At 65.8% G+C, this 13,042-nt stretch carries 11 protein-coding genes; 6 read left to right on the top strand and 5 right to left on the bottom strand.

The features are described 5' to 3' along the window. Positions 1 to 270: 270 nt before the first annotated feature. The 6 genes from HGI30_RS22250 (at position 271) to HGI30_RS22225 (ending at position 7,096) form a co-directional block, all read left to right on the top strand. Positions 271 to 1,608, top strand: a complete 1,338-nt coding sequence (locus tag HGI30_RS22250; RefSeq protein WP_168910050.1) for an MFS transporter — start codon at positions 271 to 273, stop codon at positions 1,606 to 1,608. After that, positions 1,577 to 2,491 (top strand): polysaccharide deacetylase family protein, encoded by a 915-nt coding sequence (locus HGI30_RS22245; protein ID WP_168909506.1) that lies wholly within the window; start codon positions 1,577 to 1,579, stop codon positions 2,489 to 2,491. Before HGI30_RS22250 ends, HGI30_RS22245 begins: the two co-directional genes overlap by 32 nt. Before the next feature lie 84 nt (positions 2,492 to 2,575). Continuing rightward, positions 2,576 to 2,908: a YjcN family protein gene (locus HGI30_RS22240; protein WP_168909505.1), complete on the top strand. Its 333-nt coding sequence runs from the start codon at positions 2,576 to 2,578 to the stop codon at positions 2,906 to 2,908. A gap of 120 nt (positions 2,909 to 3,028) precedes the next feature. Then, a complete protein-coding gene (locus tag HGI30_RS22235; RefSeq protein ID WP_168909504.1) occupies positions 3,029 to 4,612 on the top strand; it encodes an HD-GYP domain-containing protein in 1,584 nt (527 codons plus the stop codon). 342 nt (positions 4,613 to 4,954) lie between these two features. Continuing rightward, entirely contained in the window at positions 4,955 to 5,980 is a 1,026-nt protein-coding gene (locus tag HGI30_RS22230; RefSeq protein ID WP_168909503.1) for a hypothetical protein, read from the top strand. A 3-nt stretch (positions 5,981 to 5,983) separates the two neighbouring features. Continuing rightward, a complete protein-coding gene (locus HGI30_RS22225) occupies positions 5,984 to 7,096 on the top strand; it encodes a DNA alkylation repair protein (RefSeq protein ID WP_168909502.1) in 1,113 nt (370 codons plus the stop codon). Between the two features lie 198 nt (positions 7,097 to 7,294). Here the strand turns inward: HGI30_RS22225 and HGI30_RS22220 are convergent, their stop codons facing one another. From HGI30_RS22220 to HGI30_RS22200, 5 genes are all read right to left on the bottom strand, one after another. After that, positions 7,295 to 8,263, bottom strand: a complete 969-nt coding sequence (locus tag HGI30_RS22220) for a methylenetetrahydrofolate reductase (RefSeq protein WP_168909501.1) — start codon at positions 8,261 to 8,263, stop codon at positions 7,295 to 7,297. Between the two features lie 320 nt (positions 8,264 to 8,583). Next, on the bottom strand, positions 8,584 to 9,945 hold the full coding sequence (locus tag HGI30_RS22215) for a lytic polysaccharide monooxygenase (RefSeq protein WP_168909500.1): 1,362 nt from the start codon (positions 9,943 to 9,945) through the stop codon (positions 8,584 to 8,586). A 280-nt stretch (positions 9,946 to 10,225) separates the two neighbouring features. Next, a complete protein-coding gene (locus HGI30_RS22210) occupies positions 10,226 to 10,735 on the bottom strand; it encodes a DinB family protein (RefSeq protein WP_168909499.1) in 510 nt (169 codons plus the stop codon). Positions 10,736 to 10,761: 26 nt separating this feature from the next. Continuing rightward, positions 10,762 to 12,255 (bottom strand): alpha-amylase, encoded by a 1,494-nt coding sequence (locus HGI30_RS22205; RefSeq protein ID WP_168909498.1) that lies wholly within the window; start codon positions 12,253 to 12,255, stop codon positions 10,762 to 10,764. Between the two features lie 101 nt (positions 12,256 to 12,356). Further along, entirely contained in the window at positions 12,357 to 13,016 is a 660-nt protein-coding gene (locus HGI30_RS22200) for a TetR/AcrR family transcriptional regulator (RefSeq protein ID WP_168909497.1), read from the bottom strand. Between the last annotated feature and the right edge of the window lie 26 nt (positions 13,017 to 13,042).

Genomic DNA, 13,042 nt, shown 5'->3' with positions numbered 1-13,042 from the left:
TCCCCGGTCGATCCGGCTTCAATGAGATTTGTTTTCAACTTTACATGGTTCCTATATGATAGTCAATATCTATTTATAATTATTATAAAATAGAACCGAGGAAGGAATTGGACCCGCGCCGCGGAATCCATAAGGACCAACGACGACAGCGCCTGCCGATTGCGAATTCCATGCCGGGCGCGCCGAGTCTCCAAGCGGCCGCGCGCCCGGTCCGAAGGAGAGAGCGGAATGCGGACGGAACCGCGGCTAGGCCCAGGCCAACGGCCGGGAATGGAGCAGGCGAAGCCGGAGCGGGGCATCAACTCCAGCTGGACCTACGGGCTCGGCATGCTGGCGATGATGGTGCCGAGCCAGGCGTTTCTATCGTTCTACAGCTACTACTATGTCGACAAGCTCGGCCTCGGGCTCGGCCTGGCGACGCTGGCGCGCACGATCTACCTCGTCTGGGACGCGGTCAACCAGCCGCTCCTCGGCTACGCGTCCGACCGCACGCGCAGCCGCTGGGGCCGCCGCAAGCCGTGGCTGTACGGCGCGCTGCCGGCGTTCGCCGCCGTCTTCATCGGCCTGTTCTCCGTGCCGGAGAGCGTCGCCGCGACGGCCGCCGAGGGCGGCCTCGCGCTGTTCTACTGGTTCCTCGCGGCGCTCGTCCTGTTCGAGACGGCCTCTTCCGTCCTCTGGGTCAACTACGGCGCGCTGCTGCCCGAGCTGTTCGCCGGCGCCGCGGCCCGGGCCAAGGCGTCCGCCGTCCAGCAGGGCTTTCAGATGCTCGCCATCCTGATCGGCACGGCGGCGACGCCGCTGCTGTTCCAGCGGCTCGGCTTCGGCGGCATGTCCTTCGTCTACGCCGCCGTCTTTCTCGTCTGCATGCTCGCCTTCCTCCGCCGCCTGCGCGAGCCTCCGGAATCGCGCCTCCAGCCGCCGCTTCCTTTTCTCCAAGCGTTCCGCATCACGCTGTCCAACCGCAACTTCTGGATCTTCCATCTCGCGAATTCGTTCGCCCAGACCGTGAACGGGCTGCTCAGTTCCATGATTCCGTTCTATGCCAAATACGCGCTCGGTATTCCGGAAAGCCAAGTGTCGCTGCTGCTCGCCTCGGTGTTCGTGCCCGTCATCCCGCTCGTCGCCGTCTGGTACGTCGTCGCCCGCCGGCTCGGCGGCCTGCGCAGCTGGCGGCTCGCCCTGATCGCCTACGGCGTCAGCGCCGCGCCGCTCTGGTTCGCGCAGAGCCTCGGGGGCGGCATCGCCGCCGGCATCTGCATCGGCTTCGGCCTGGCGGGGTTCCTCGTGACGCCGGCCGTGCTCAGCGGCCGCATCATCGATCTCGACGCCGAGCGCACGGGGCGCCGGCGCGAGGGCGTCTACACCGCCGTCGGCGGCTTCATCACCCGCTCGAGCGGGCTGCTGTCCGCGGCGGCGTTCTGGATCGTCGGCCTCGCGCTCGGCTACCGCAGCGGCGCGGATCCCGGTCCGAATCCCGAGCTGACCTTCCGCGTGCTCATCAGTCTCGTGCCGATCGGTCTGCTGGCCCTGTCCGTCGCCATATCCTTGTTGTATCGGGAAGAAAAGGAGGAACCGCATGACCAGCCGCAGGCTCATCCTGAATTGTGACGACTTCGGCCAGTGCCGCGCCGCCAACGAGGCGATCATCGCCCTGCTGGAGGAAGGACTCGCCAGCTCGGCGACGCTCATGGCTCCCGCTCCGGCGTTCCGCGAGGCGGCGCAGTGGGCGCGGCGCGAGGGCGGCAAGGTCAGCATCGGCGCGCACTTGACGTTCACCAGCGAGTTCCCCGGCTGGCGCTGGAGCCCGCTGACCGGAGCGGCCTCGCTGCAGGACGGGGAGGGCTTCCTCCATCCGGACGTGGAGGCGTTCGAGCGCCGGGCGGAGGCCCGCGACGTGAAGCGGGAGATGGAGGCGCAATTCCGCGCGATCCGCGAGGCCGGCGTAGAGGTCACCCATGCCGACAACCATATGGGGAGCCTGTACGGCCTCGCGGCCGGGCGCAGCCATCTGCCGCTGACGCTGCGCGAATGCTCGGCCCGGCGCCTGCCGTTCCGCCTGTTTCGCCGCATCTGGGAGCAGGACGCCTTCCTCGCGTCGATCCCTGGCGCGGAGAAGACGCTCGGCAAGGTCGTGCTGCTCGCCGATCTGCTCGGCGTGCCGTTGCCGGATTATCTGGTCAGCCACCCGTACCACGTAGAGCCGGGAGAGACGTACGCCTCGTTCAAGGGGATGCTGTGCGCCAAGCTCTATGAGCTGCCGGACGGCATCACGGAGACGTACGTCCATCCGGCCGTGTCCGACCGCGACATGGAGCGGATTGTGCCTTCCTGGGAGAAACGGGTGTGGGAGTTCCGGCTGCTGCAGGACGAGGACTTCCGCTATGCGCTGCGGGACGCGGACGTCGGGCTCGCGACGTACCGCGACGTCGCCCGCGAGCAGAAGCGCTCCCGCATCGGCGCGCTCATGGGCATCGGCAAGCTGCTGGGGTGAGAAGGGGCGGAGTGTTACGAACTGGATAGGAATTTTATGAAAATGGAATTCGTCTAATCCAGCGAGGAAAGAGGTGGAGCGGTCATGGAGAGCGCAGCCGATTCGACAAAGATCGCGGAAGGGCGCCGTGAGCGGAGAGCGGTCCGGCTGATCCTGCTGGCGCTTGCGGCCGTTCTGACCGCAGGCTTCGGCTCGCTGCTGTCGCCGCAGCTGGCGATCCGCGCCGACCTGCTGCTGAAGCTTCATCCGCAGGCGGCGCTGCTCGCGGAAATCCGCCAGACCCACATTGTCTACCGAGGCATGCGCTATTACGGCATCGATCGGGGCAGGGACCGGCAGACCGGCAACAGCTTGAACGGGTTTTATGTCAGGAAGGTCGGCCCGCTGCATTTTGTCAAGGCGTCGGGCGCTCCCTGATGAACGAATGCAGCAAAAAACAGGAATATTCATGACAAAAAGGGATTTTATTCGACATAATCTAACAAAAACCGGTAGAGCGGGCGATATAGGTAGGAAAAGACTCGAAACCGAGGTCCTATGCCTATTTATAAAAAATTCCTATACCGGCTGATTCTGAACTATCTGATCGGCTCGTCGCTCGCCGTCGTCGGCGTCGGCGGGGCGATCATCGCCCTTAGCCTACGGCTGGAGCCGGGCCAGCCGGCGATCGTCGCGATCATTCTGCTGCTGTCCGTCGTCTGCATGCTGATTTGCGAAGGAACGGCTTTCCGGCGGCATGTAGCTCCAGTGCGCGAGCTGTACCGGATGGCCGAGCCGGACGCGGCGACGGCCCGCCAAGCCTATTTCCGCGTCCATCGTCTGCCGCTGCTGGCGGTGCGCCGCATCCTCGGCCCGCATCTGTTCGGATTCACGCTGCCGGCCCTGCTGCTGACGCTGGCTTGCCGGCCGCTCGGCTGGCTCGACGTGCCCGGCGGGTATCTTCTCATCGCGGCGCTCGCGTCCGCGCTTATCGCGTCGCTGCACGCGATGGTGGAGTATTTCCTCACCGCCCAGGCGATCCGGCCGCTGCTGCTCGACATCCAGAGCTTCTCGAAGGCAGGCAGCGAGGAGATAAGCCTGCGGGGCAAGGTGATCGTGCCGATTCCGGTGAAGTTCCAGGCGAGCATTTTCGTCATCGGGGCGCTTCCGGTCATGATCTTCATCCTATCCACCCAAGTCCGCCTGTCCGTACGCGGCGAGTCGAGCCTCAGCTACTGGGCCTGGAGCGCGCTTATGCTGCTCGTCACCCTCGGATTCGCTTCCTTCGCAGCCTGGCTGCTCGGCAAGAACGTGCGCCAGCCGATCGAGGAGCTCTACACGATGATGCGGCTCGTGCGCAAGGGCAACCTGTCCGTGCGCGTGCCGGACCTGTACTCGGACGAGTTCTCGCGGCTCGTCGACGGGTTCAACCATATGGTGCAGGGGCTCGGCGAGCGGGAGCGCATGAACGAGCAGCTGCTCCAGAGCTACTTCTCGACGCTCGCCGCGGCGCTCGACGCCCGCGATCCGTACACGGCCGGCCACTCCCAGCGGGTGGCGGCCTACGCGCTCATGATCGGCCGGGCGGAGGGCATGTACGGCGACCAGCTGGACGTGCTGCACAAGACGGCGCTGCTGCACGACATCGGCAAGATCGGCGTCCGCGACAGCGTGCTGCTCAAGGACGGCAAGCTGACCGAGGAGGAGTTCGCCCAGATCAAGGTGCATACGGTGATGGGCGAGAACATCCTGCGCCAGGTGGAGCCGCAGGAGGCGATGGCGGCCTTCCTGCCGGGGGTGCGCTCGCATCACGAGCGCTATGACGGCAAAGGCTACCCCGACGGCCTGCGCGGCGAAGAGATTCCGCTCATGGGCCGGATCATCGCCGTGGCCGACGCCTACGACGCGATGACGTCCGACCGGCCGTACCGCAAGGGCATGCCGACCGCGCAGGCGCTGGCGATTCTGGAGGACGGCCGCGGCACCCAGTGGGACCCGAGGTTCGCGCGGACGTTCATCAACGCGATGGGCGGCATGGAGCAGCCGGGCCAGGTGACGCTGCTGCCGCGCCGACCCGACGGAGCGAAGGCCGAGGCCGAGCCTCCGCAGGCGGCGGAAAGCGAGCGCAGCAAGAGCTCGTAGCGTGGCACTCCGCTGCTTGCAGAGGAGTCGAGCCTCCGCAGGCGACGCTTGGGCGAGCGGCGGGCGATGCCGTCCGCTGCGGCGGATCACGGAGCAGGAGGCGGAGCCTCCGCTGCGGAAGCGGCGGAGCGGATGTTCCGCTGCCGCTTCGCCGGCCGGCGCGGCATAGCCGCAGCCGTGAAAAGGGCTGTCCCCGCTGTCATCCTCCGGATGGCAGCGCCGGGACAGCCCTTTTTTTGGTCTCTGCGCCGCAATCGCCGTCAACTTGCTGACAGGCTGTTGTCAGCGATGAGGGGTATACTGATCGAATGGGAATCCAGTGAGCCAGAGGGAGGATCGGCGATGAAAGAGGAGGAGCGCGCGGCAGCGTGGAATAGGAAATCAGAAGCGGCATCGCGGCTCGCACGGGACCGCATGGACGAGCTGCGCTGGCCGGAGCGCTTCGCGGCGGCGGCCGCTTACATGGCCGCTCTGCCCGCAAAGGACCGCTACAGCCGCGAGGAGCTGCTCGCGGAGCCGCTGCTGCTGAGCCGCGAAGGACCGCTGGCCATCTACTACGCTCCGCACAACGAGCTGGCCGCGCCCGAGGCGAGGCTCGTCTTGGCGGGCCTGACGCCGGGCTGGCGGCAGATGGAGCTGTCGCTCCGCACCATGCGCGCCTGCCTGGCCGCCGGAGCCTCGCCCGCCGAAGCCTGCCGGCAAGCCCGTCGGGCAGCGCGCTTCGCGGGGCCGATGCGGGCCGGACTGCTCGACATGCTGGAGCGGCTCGGCTTGCCCGAAGCGCTCGATGCGGCATTCGTCCGATCGGACGCGCCTCCCCATGGCTCGGCGGCAAACCCGCCGCCCGGCCCATCGCCCGCCCGCGCGGCCTCGACGCCACAATCGGCAGCGTCCGCAGGTTCGGATCGGCCGCAGCTCGACCGCCATCCCGCATCCGCGGCTCCGCCGCGACCGGACGAGGCGGACCGAAGCCTGCTTGACCATCCGCTCGTCCACACGACCTCGGTGCTGCCGTGCCCGGCGTTCCGGGACGGGGAGAACTACAGCGGCCATCAGCCGCCGCTCCGGCGCAGCCCGCTCCTATGGGAGACGGCGATGCGCCATATGGAGGATGAGCTCGTGCGGCTGAGGCAGCCGGCGCTGCTGCTGCCGCTCGGCAAGGCGGCAGAGGAAGCCGCCTCCGAGCTGGTCCGCCGCGGCCTGCTGCCGGAGGAGCGGCTGCTGCGCGGCTTCCCGCATCCGTCGGGCGCGAACGGACACCGGTTCGTCCAGTTCGAGCGGGCTTTTCCGGAGATCAAGGACAGGCTGGACCGCTTCTTCGAACAGGAGAGGGCTGTGGTTCCGCCTAAAACCATCAAGGAGGAATGATTCATGCTGCCCCTAAGAGACCTGTACCACGAACGCATGCTGCTGGAAGTCGGAGAGGCGCTGAAGGAGCTGCATCCGCCGTTCGATCCGGAGCGGTTCGCGGCATCGGCTATGGAGGAGCCGTGGCAAGGAGCTTCGTTCAAGGAACGGACGCGACTCGCCGCAGAGGCGCTCGGGCGCTTCCTGCCGCCGTCCTTTCCGGAGGCGGCCGAGCTCGTCTGCCAGGCGGCGGAGCGCTTCAGCGGACTGGAGTACATCTTCTTTCCCGACTTCGTCGAGCGGTTCGGCCTGGAAGACCGGGAAGCGGCGATGGACGCGCTGGCGCGTCTGACCCGCGCTTCCACCTCGGAGTTCGCCGTCCGGGCGTTCCTGCTCGCCGATCCGGCCTGGGCGATGGAACGCTTGGGCCGCTGGTCGCGCGACTCGGACGAGCATGTGCGCCGCCTGGCCACCGAGGGCTCCCGTCCGCGCCTGCCGTGGGGGCAGCGGCTGCCGATGTTCGTCCGCGATCCGCAGCCGACGCTCGCCTTGCTGGAGCCGATGCTGGCCGACGAGAGCGAGTACGTGCGTCGCAGCGTCGCCAACCACCTCAACGACATCGCCAAGGATCATCCCGAGCGGGTGCTGGAGCTGGCGGAGCGGCATCTCGGCCGTGACGCGCGCTCCGATTGGACGCTGCGCCATGCGAGCCGCACGCTGCTCAAGCAGGGGGAGCCGCAGGCGCTGCGCTTGTTCGGCTTCGCGCCGGCGACGGAGGCATCCGCACGGAACTTGCAAGTGCTTACGCCCGTCGTGCCGTTCGGCGGACGGCTGGAGTTCGCGTTCGAGATCCACAACTCCGGCGAGCCGGTGCCGCTGCGGCTGGAGTACGAGATCGGGTTCGTCAAGGCGAGCGGACGGCTGGCGGGCAAGCGATTCAAGCTGTCCGAGCGGGCCTACCCGAGCGGCTCGACGCCGGTCGTCCGCTCCCATGCGATCAAGCCGATCACGACGCGAAAGTATTACCCGGGATTGCACAGCATTACTTTATTGGTCAATGGAGAGCCCCAGGGCGAGCTCGGATTCGAGCTCACGATGGAGCCGGCGGAAGGAAGCAGCCAGGAGGCGGAGGGCTAGCCGAGCCTTGCCTCCCGCTGCTCGCTGCCGGGCAGCGAGGCGGACGAGGCGGATAGGAGCTGCGGCAAGCAAGGAGCCGAGCAGGCTTGCATCCCCGCCTGCCCGGCCGCTGCCTGCGCCGAGCGGTCCGCGACCTTGCTGAATCAGAAGCATAAAGAAAAAGCGCGCCGGAAGGCGCGCTTGAGGTGTGGAACACGATCAAGGGGCAGGGACGACGGCCGGAGCGAGCTCCGCGCCGATCTGCGCCATGTCCTCGCGAATGTCGCGAAGCAGCTGGATGGACGCCTCGATCTCGACCTTGCGGGTGGAGACGCTCTCCACGCTGCAGCCGATCGGGATGCCTTTCTCGAGGCCGAAGCGGTACAGCTCCCGGAACACCTGGCGGGACAGCTGCACCGACTTGTCCAGGATGTCGACGGAATGGATCAGCTCGTTCTCCAGCCACTTCGGAATGCTGATGCCGAGCCACTTCATGAATTCCAGCGTCTTGGCGGAGCCGCACGGGGCGAGGTTGAACAGGATCGGCGCCATCTCCGTGCCGCTCTCGCGGCTGGAGTAGTAATAGTCCGACAGGAAGCTCTTGGATGCCTCCACGTCGAAGGTCGCTTGCGAGACGAAAAAGCCGCAGCCGGCTTCCTGCTTCGCGCGCGCCCGCTCGTGCTCGTCCCCCTTGCTCCGGTGGCGCTCCGGGATCACGACGCCCCCGGGCAGCAGCCGCTCGTTGAGGATGCCGCACATGCGGTACGCCTCGGGCAGCCGGATCTGCACCTGCTGGCGGCTGGAGGACGCGCCGACGAAGACGGAATAGCGCTGCTCGTCGCGATCGCGGAGAATCCAGCTGGCGAGCTTGTCGGGCCCTTCGCAGGCGACGCAGTGGTAGATGATGGCCGGCACGCCGAGCTCCTGCTTCAGGTAGCCCTCGTAGTATTCGGTCGGATCGAGCGCCTGGAGGAAAGGAAACGGCCGGCTCTCGTCCGTCCGCTCGGCCTCGTCCTGCACGTCGTACAGCACGAGGCCGTCGATGCCGCTTCCCTTCAGGCGCTCGATCTGCTTGTCTGCGATCTCCCGGATCTTTTCCGGCGGATGGCTGCTTTTGGGCGGCGTCATGCCGTAAGTCAATATGCCGCTTTCCTTGCGGAGCAGCTTTTCTCTCAGGGTCGAGCTCATAGGGGCCTCCTCGGGTGATGGTCCGTATCCCGCGCTGACGCGCTGCCGCGCCCCGCAGCTTTTCTCCTAGTGTACCATGCCGGAATCGTCAGCTGTAGCGGTTTTGGCGGAACCGGCTATAGCGATCTGCGGGAGCTGGCTATCATCGCCGGCTATAGGCAGCAAGCGGGCGTACCGGAGCCTTCCAAATTCCGGTCGGGAGAAGGGGGCGGCCGGTGCCGAAGCAGGAAAATCCCCGTCCGGAATCGGACGGGGATCGGGAGGAGCGGACGGACGGGCCAAGCCCTCCGCCGCCCTTAGCCGGCATCAGCCGAGCTTCGTCACTGCAAAAGCCACAGAGCCGGAGTCGTGGCTGGCTCCCAGCCGGCGAGCGACGTGTGCGGCTGGCGGCAGGAGTACGTCTTTCCGCCGTAGGTAACCAGGTCGCCGACTTTGTAGGCGATTCCCGGAGCCCAGGCTTGAGCGCCCGGATTCGGATTGGTCGTGCCGACGGCCGTCTTGCCCGTGACCGTAGCGGCGGCGCTGACGTTGCCGGCCGCATCGACGGCGCGGACCGTGAACGTGTAGCTCGTATCGGTGCTCAGTCCCGCAATCGTGTAGTCGGTTACGGAGCCGGACAGCGTCGCGACGAGCGTGGAGCCGTTGTAGACGCGGTAAGCCGTCACGCCGACATTGTCGGTGGAAGCCGTCCACATGATGGAGATGCTATTCGACGTCGTGGCGTGGACGTGGATGCCGCCCGGCACGGTAGGTGCCGTCGTGTCCGGCGTGGAGCCGGTTGGCGTGGACACCGTCAAGGCGTTGCTGGCCGCGCTCGTGTTGCCGGCCGCATCGATGGCTTGCACCGTGAACGTATAGCTCGTGCCGGCCGTCAGGCCGGTTGCCGTGTAGCTCGTGCCGGATACGGTCGCGAGCAGCGTGGAGCCGCGGAAGACCTTGTAGCCGGTAACGGCGACATTATCGGAGGAGGAGGTCCAGGACAGAGCGACGCTGTTCGGCGTGATCGTGCTGGAAGCCAGGTTCGTCGGAACGGTAGGAGCGGTCGTGTCGGCAGGAGGGTTGGTTCCGCCGCCGATGTTGACGTCCACGACGCTGTAGAACGCGTTGCCCGTATCGGCGACTTCCCAGACGCCGAGGATGACGTAGTAGCCCGTGCGGTCGGACGGCACGTTGCACGTATGCGTGACGGTCGCCGGAGGCTGAGCGCCCGTATCCTTGACGTAGCAGAATTGCTCCAGATCAGCGCGGGCGATCGCCTTGTTCGGATCCCAGCCCTTTTTGGTGATGTAGTATTTCCACTCGGCAGTGGCATGGCGGGCCGTAATCTTCCAAGTGAACGTGTTGGTACCGCTGTTGATGTTTACTTTGGACCAGCGGGTCGACGTTTGAGCGTTCAACTGCGGAAACGCATCGCCGGCGCCGGCGATCTGGCCGTCAGCCGGACCGCCGGCCGGGAAGTTGCCTTTGGCCTCGAGGCTTTGCGGCTCGTACACAATATTGCCGCAGTTCGTGTTCACTCCGGTGGAACAGAGCTTGGCGCGGCTGGCGGGCGAGTCGATGTAGCCATGCGCGGAAGCGCTTCCAGCAAATACCTTCGTACAGACGATGGCCAGCGCCATCAGGGCGAAGGCGGCGAGCACCTTCAGGACAAGCGAGCGGCTTTCAGTCAAGCGTAACGTCATTATTCATGCCTCCTGGTTCGAATGGGATTGATGATGCCAACGTGAATCTTCAGCCTGAGCGATCGATTGCGGTCAGCGATGCGGCCGGACAAGCCTCCTTTGCGGAAGAGTAGGGAAGCGGGGCCGAGCATATGCCTCCCTTTGATCCCAATGTAAGGGAAATACCGGTAAAACAATAGGGGGAATTTTCCTGGCGGCAGGGGGAGAATAGTCTGTAAACAAGTGGAAACGGACAAAAAAACACGACATCGGAAAAGATGTCGTGTTCATTCTAACCGATCTAGCGATCGTTCAGGCGGCGAAGCGTGTCGCGGATCTGTTCCAGATGCCGCGCTTCATGCAGCGGCACGAGCTCGACCCACTGCGCCGCGCTCATCGGACCGAACAGCGGATGCTCGAAGCCGCGCGTCTCCATGCGCTCCGTCCCGTAATCGGCGGCGATCGCCTCGAGCAGCCTCCGGCGGACGTCGGCGATCGCCTGCTCCGCTTCTGCGGCCGTATGGATGCGCCCGGCGGGCTGCACATGAGCCGGCGCTTCCACAAGGCGGGTACGGTCCTTCACCAGCTCAAGCGGCGCCCGGCGCAGATCGGCGCGCTCCGGGCCGGCCAGCGCGGCCGACAGGCCTTGGACGATCGCGCCTTCGAGCGCGGCCAGATGCTCCAGATTCTCCAGCACCGACCAGCCTCCGCCCGGGCGGGGCGCCTCGAGCGTCTCCTGCGGCAAGCCGCGCACTGCCTCCAGCAGCTCGGACCTCGTCATTTCCAATCGATTCAGCACCTGTTCGCTCATCTCTCTCTTCCTCTCTGCGGCGAGGGTCAGCCCTCGGCCGGCTCTTGTTGGGGGTGCTCCAGATCGAATTCCGGCAGCGCCCAGACGGACACGCTGCCCCCCTTCACGGGGAACTCGGCGAAGCCGTCCTCGCCGATGACGACGCGCTCCTCGCGGGTGTTGGTCAGATCGACCCACACCTCGCCTGCGCGCTCCTCGCCGACGAACATGCGCTTGGCGCAGTCGTCGGCGTTGCAGACGACGACCGCGCAGCCCGAGCGCTCGATGTCCGGCGCGCCGCGGCGCACCCAGCCGATGACATGGGGATCGTCGAGGTAATCGTCCTGATCTCCATAGGCGCGGTGGTAGCGGGCCCACAGCAGCGGGTCGATCGCCGCCTTTTTGTCCTCGATCGGCTCCTCGCCTCCGATGCCGTAATAATCGCCGTAAAAGACGACCGGATAGCCGTCGAGACGGAGCAGGATGAGGGCGTAGGCGCTCTGCTTGAACCAGTCGCCGACCCAGGACTCCAGCGCTTCTCCGGGCTGGGTGTCGTGATTGTCGACGAGCGTGACCGCGTGCTGAGGCCGCTCCCGCACGAGCGCGCCGTCGAAGATCGTGCGCAGGTCGAAGTCCCTTCCGCCCTCGGAGGCTTCCTTGAAGCGGTAATGAAGCGGAGCGTCGAACAGGTCGAGCTCATGCTCGGCCGCGTCCAGATAAGCCAAGCAATCCTCCGTGATGCTGTTCCAGAACTCGCCCACGATATAGAAGGGGCCGTCCGCCTCTTCCTTGACCGAGCGGCAAAAGTCGCGGACGAACGTGTGGTCGATATGCTTGATCGCATCGAGGCGGAAGCCGTCGACGCCGGTCTCGCGGACGAGCCACTTGCCCCAGCGGATCATTTCCTCGCGAACCTCGGGGTTGTTGTAGTCGATGTTGGCGAACATCAGGTAGTCGTAATTGCCGAACTGGTCGTCGACGTTCTCGTTCCACTGCTTGTTTTCGCCCAAGATGCGGTATACCCCGGTTTCATCGCGCTTGGCGTCGAAGTCGGTACCGTTGAAGTGGGTGAAGTTCCACTTGAACGCGGAGTGCACGTCTCCCCGGCCGGGAAAGGTGAACTTCGTCCAGCCCTCGATGTGGCGCGGATCGGAGATTTCTTCCTGGCGGTTTTCGCCGTCGACCTCGATGACCTTGAACTTCTCCTTCTCGTCCGCGCCGGCCTTGTGGTTCATGACCAGATCGGCGTAAACGGCGATGCCCTGCTCCTTGCAGGCGGCGATCGCTTCCAGCAGCTCTTCCTTGGTGCCGTATTTCGTCCGCTGGGCGCCTTTCTGGTCGAACTCGCCGAGATCATAGAGGTCATAGACGCTGTAGCCGTTGTCTTCGGGGGAAGAGGCCTTGGTCGCAGGGGGAATCCAGACGGCGTCGATGCCGGCCGCCTTCAGCTCGCCGGCACGCTCCTTGAGGCGCTGCCAATGCTTCCCGTCGGCCTGCACATGCCATTCAAAAAACTGCATCATCGTATGGTTGCGTTCCATCTAGCTCGGATCACCCTTCGGCTCGGATTTTGCGAGTCATTACCCCGGCGCGAGGGAGGATCAATCAGAAAGGGTCCGATGCGGACGCGGTGTCATGTCCGCTATGGCGACAGACCCTTCACGATGAAGGCGATCGTCGCCTGCAGCTCCGCCTCGTCGTCCCAGTCCGGGAAGCGGCCTGCGGCGGCGGCCAGATGCCCGGCGATATAGCCGAGGATGCCGGAGGCGGTCAGGCGCAGCACGGTCGGAGGCGGGAGCGGCGCGAGCTGCCCCTGCTCCTGGAAGCGTTCGACGGCCGCTTTCAGGCGCGGGTAGAGCAGCGGCACGAGCGTCTGCTTGACCTGCTCCTGCAGATCGGGCTGCAGCGGGAGCTCCTGGACGATCATCTTGACGAGCCGCGGGTTCTGGCGGATGAACTCCAGCCGGTTGGCGAGCATCGCCTGCACGAACTCGCCATAGCTGTCGTAGCGGACGTCCAGCACGTCCTTGAACTCGCGGAGCAGGAACGGAGCGAGCAGCTTGACGATCGCCGGCTTGGCGATGCGCAGCAGCAGCTCCTGCTTCGTCTTGAAATGGCGGAAGATCGTGCCCTCGGCGACGCCGGCGCGAACGGCGATCTCGCTCGTGGAAGCGGCGGCGAAGCCTTTTTCGGCGAACAGCTCGACGGCCGCCTCGACGATCCTCGCCTGCCTGGCGGTCGTCTTGCCTTCGTCCGCGGCTCCCTGCAGCAGCTCTTCGAGCCACGGTTCATGTCGGTTCATCTATCGTTCCCTCCCTTGAAGTGGCA

The sequence above is a fragment of the Paenibacillus albicereus genome, assembly GCF_012676905.1.
Classification (GTDB): domain Bacteria; phylum Bacillota; class Bacilli; order Paenibacillales; family Paenibacillaceae; genus Paenibacillus_O; species Paenibacillus_O albicereus.
Note: the sequence above shows the minus strand (reverse complement) of the source record. Positions and strands in the feature narration are given on the sequence as shown.

Coding starts and splice junctions, on each gene's coding strand:
- HGI30_RS22210 (WP_168909499.1), bottom strand. CDS start 10,735: ATGAGCGAACAGGTGCTGAATCGATTGGAAATGACGAGGTCCGAGCTG.
- HGI30_RS22245 (WP_168909506.1), top strand. CDS start 1,577: ATGACCAGCCGCAGGCTCATCCTGAATTGTGACGACTTCGGCCAGTGC.
- HGI30_RS22225 (WP_168909502.1), top strand. CDS start 5,984: ATGCTGCCCCTAAGAGACCTGTACCACGAACGCATGCTGCTGGAAGTC.
- HGI30_RS22215 (WP_168909500.1), bottom strand. CDS start 9,945: ATGACGTTACGCTTGACTGAAAGCCGCTCGCTTGTCCTGAAGGTGCTC.
- HGI30_RS22240 (WP_168909505.1), top strand. CDS start 2,576: ATGGAGAGCGCAGCCGATTCGACAAAGATCGCGGAAGGGCGCCGTGAG.
- HGI30_RS22205 (WP_168909498.1), bottom strand. CDS start 12,255: ATGGAACGCAACCATACGATGATGCAGTTTTTTGAATGGCATGTGCAG.
- HGI30_RS22235 (WP_168909504.1), top strand. CDS start 3,029: ATGCCTATTTATAAAAAATTCCTATACCGGCTGATTCTGAACTATCTG.
- HGI30_RS22200 (WP_168909497.1), bottom strand. CDS start 13,016: ATGAACCGACATGAACCGTGGCTCGAAGAGCTGCTGCAGGGAGCCGCG.
- HGI30_RS22220 (WP_168909501.1), bottom strand. CDS start 8,263: ATGAGCTCGACCCTGAGAGAAAAGCTGCTCCGCAAGGAAAGCGGCATA.
- HGI30_RS22230 (WP_168909503.1), top strand. CDS start 4,955: ATGAAAGAGGAGGAGCGCGCGGCAGCGTGGAATAGGAAATCAGAAGCG.
- HGI30_RS22250 (WP_168910050.1), top strand. CDS start 271: ATGGAGCAGGCGAAGCCGGAGCGGGGCATCAACTCCAGCTGGACCTAC.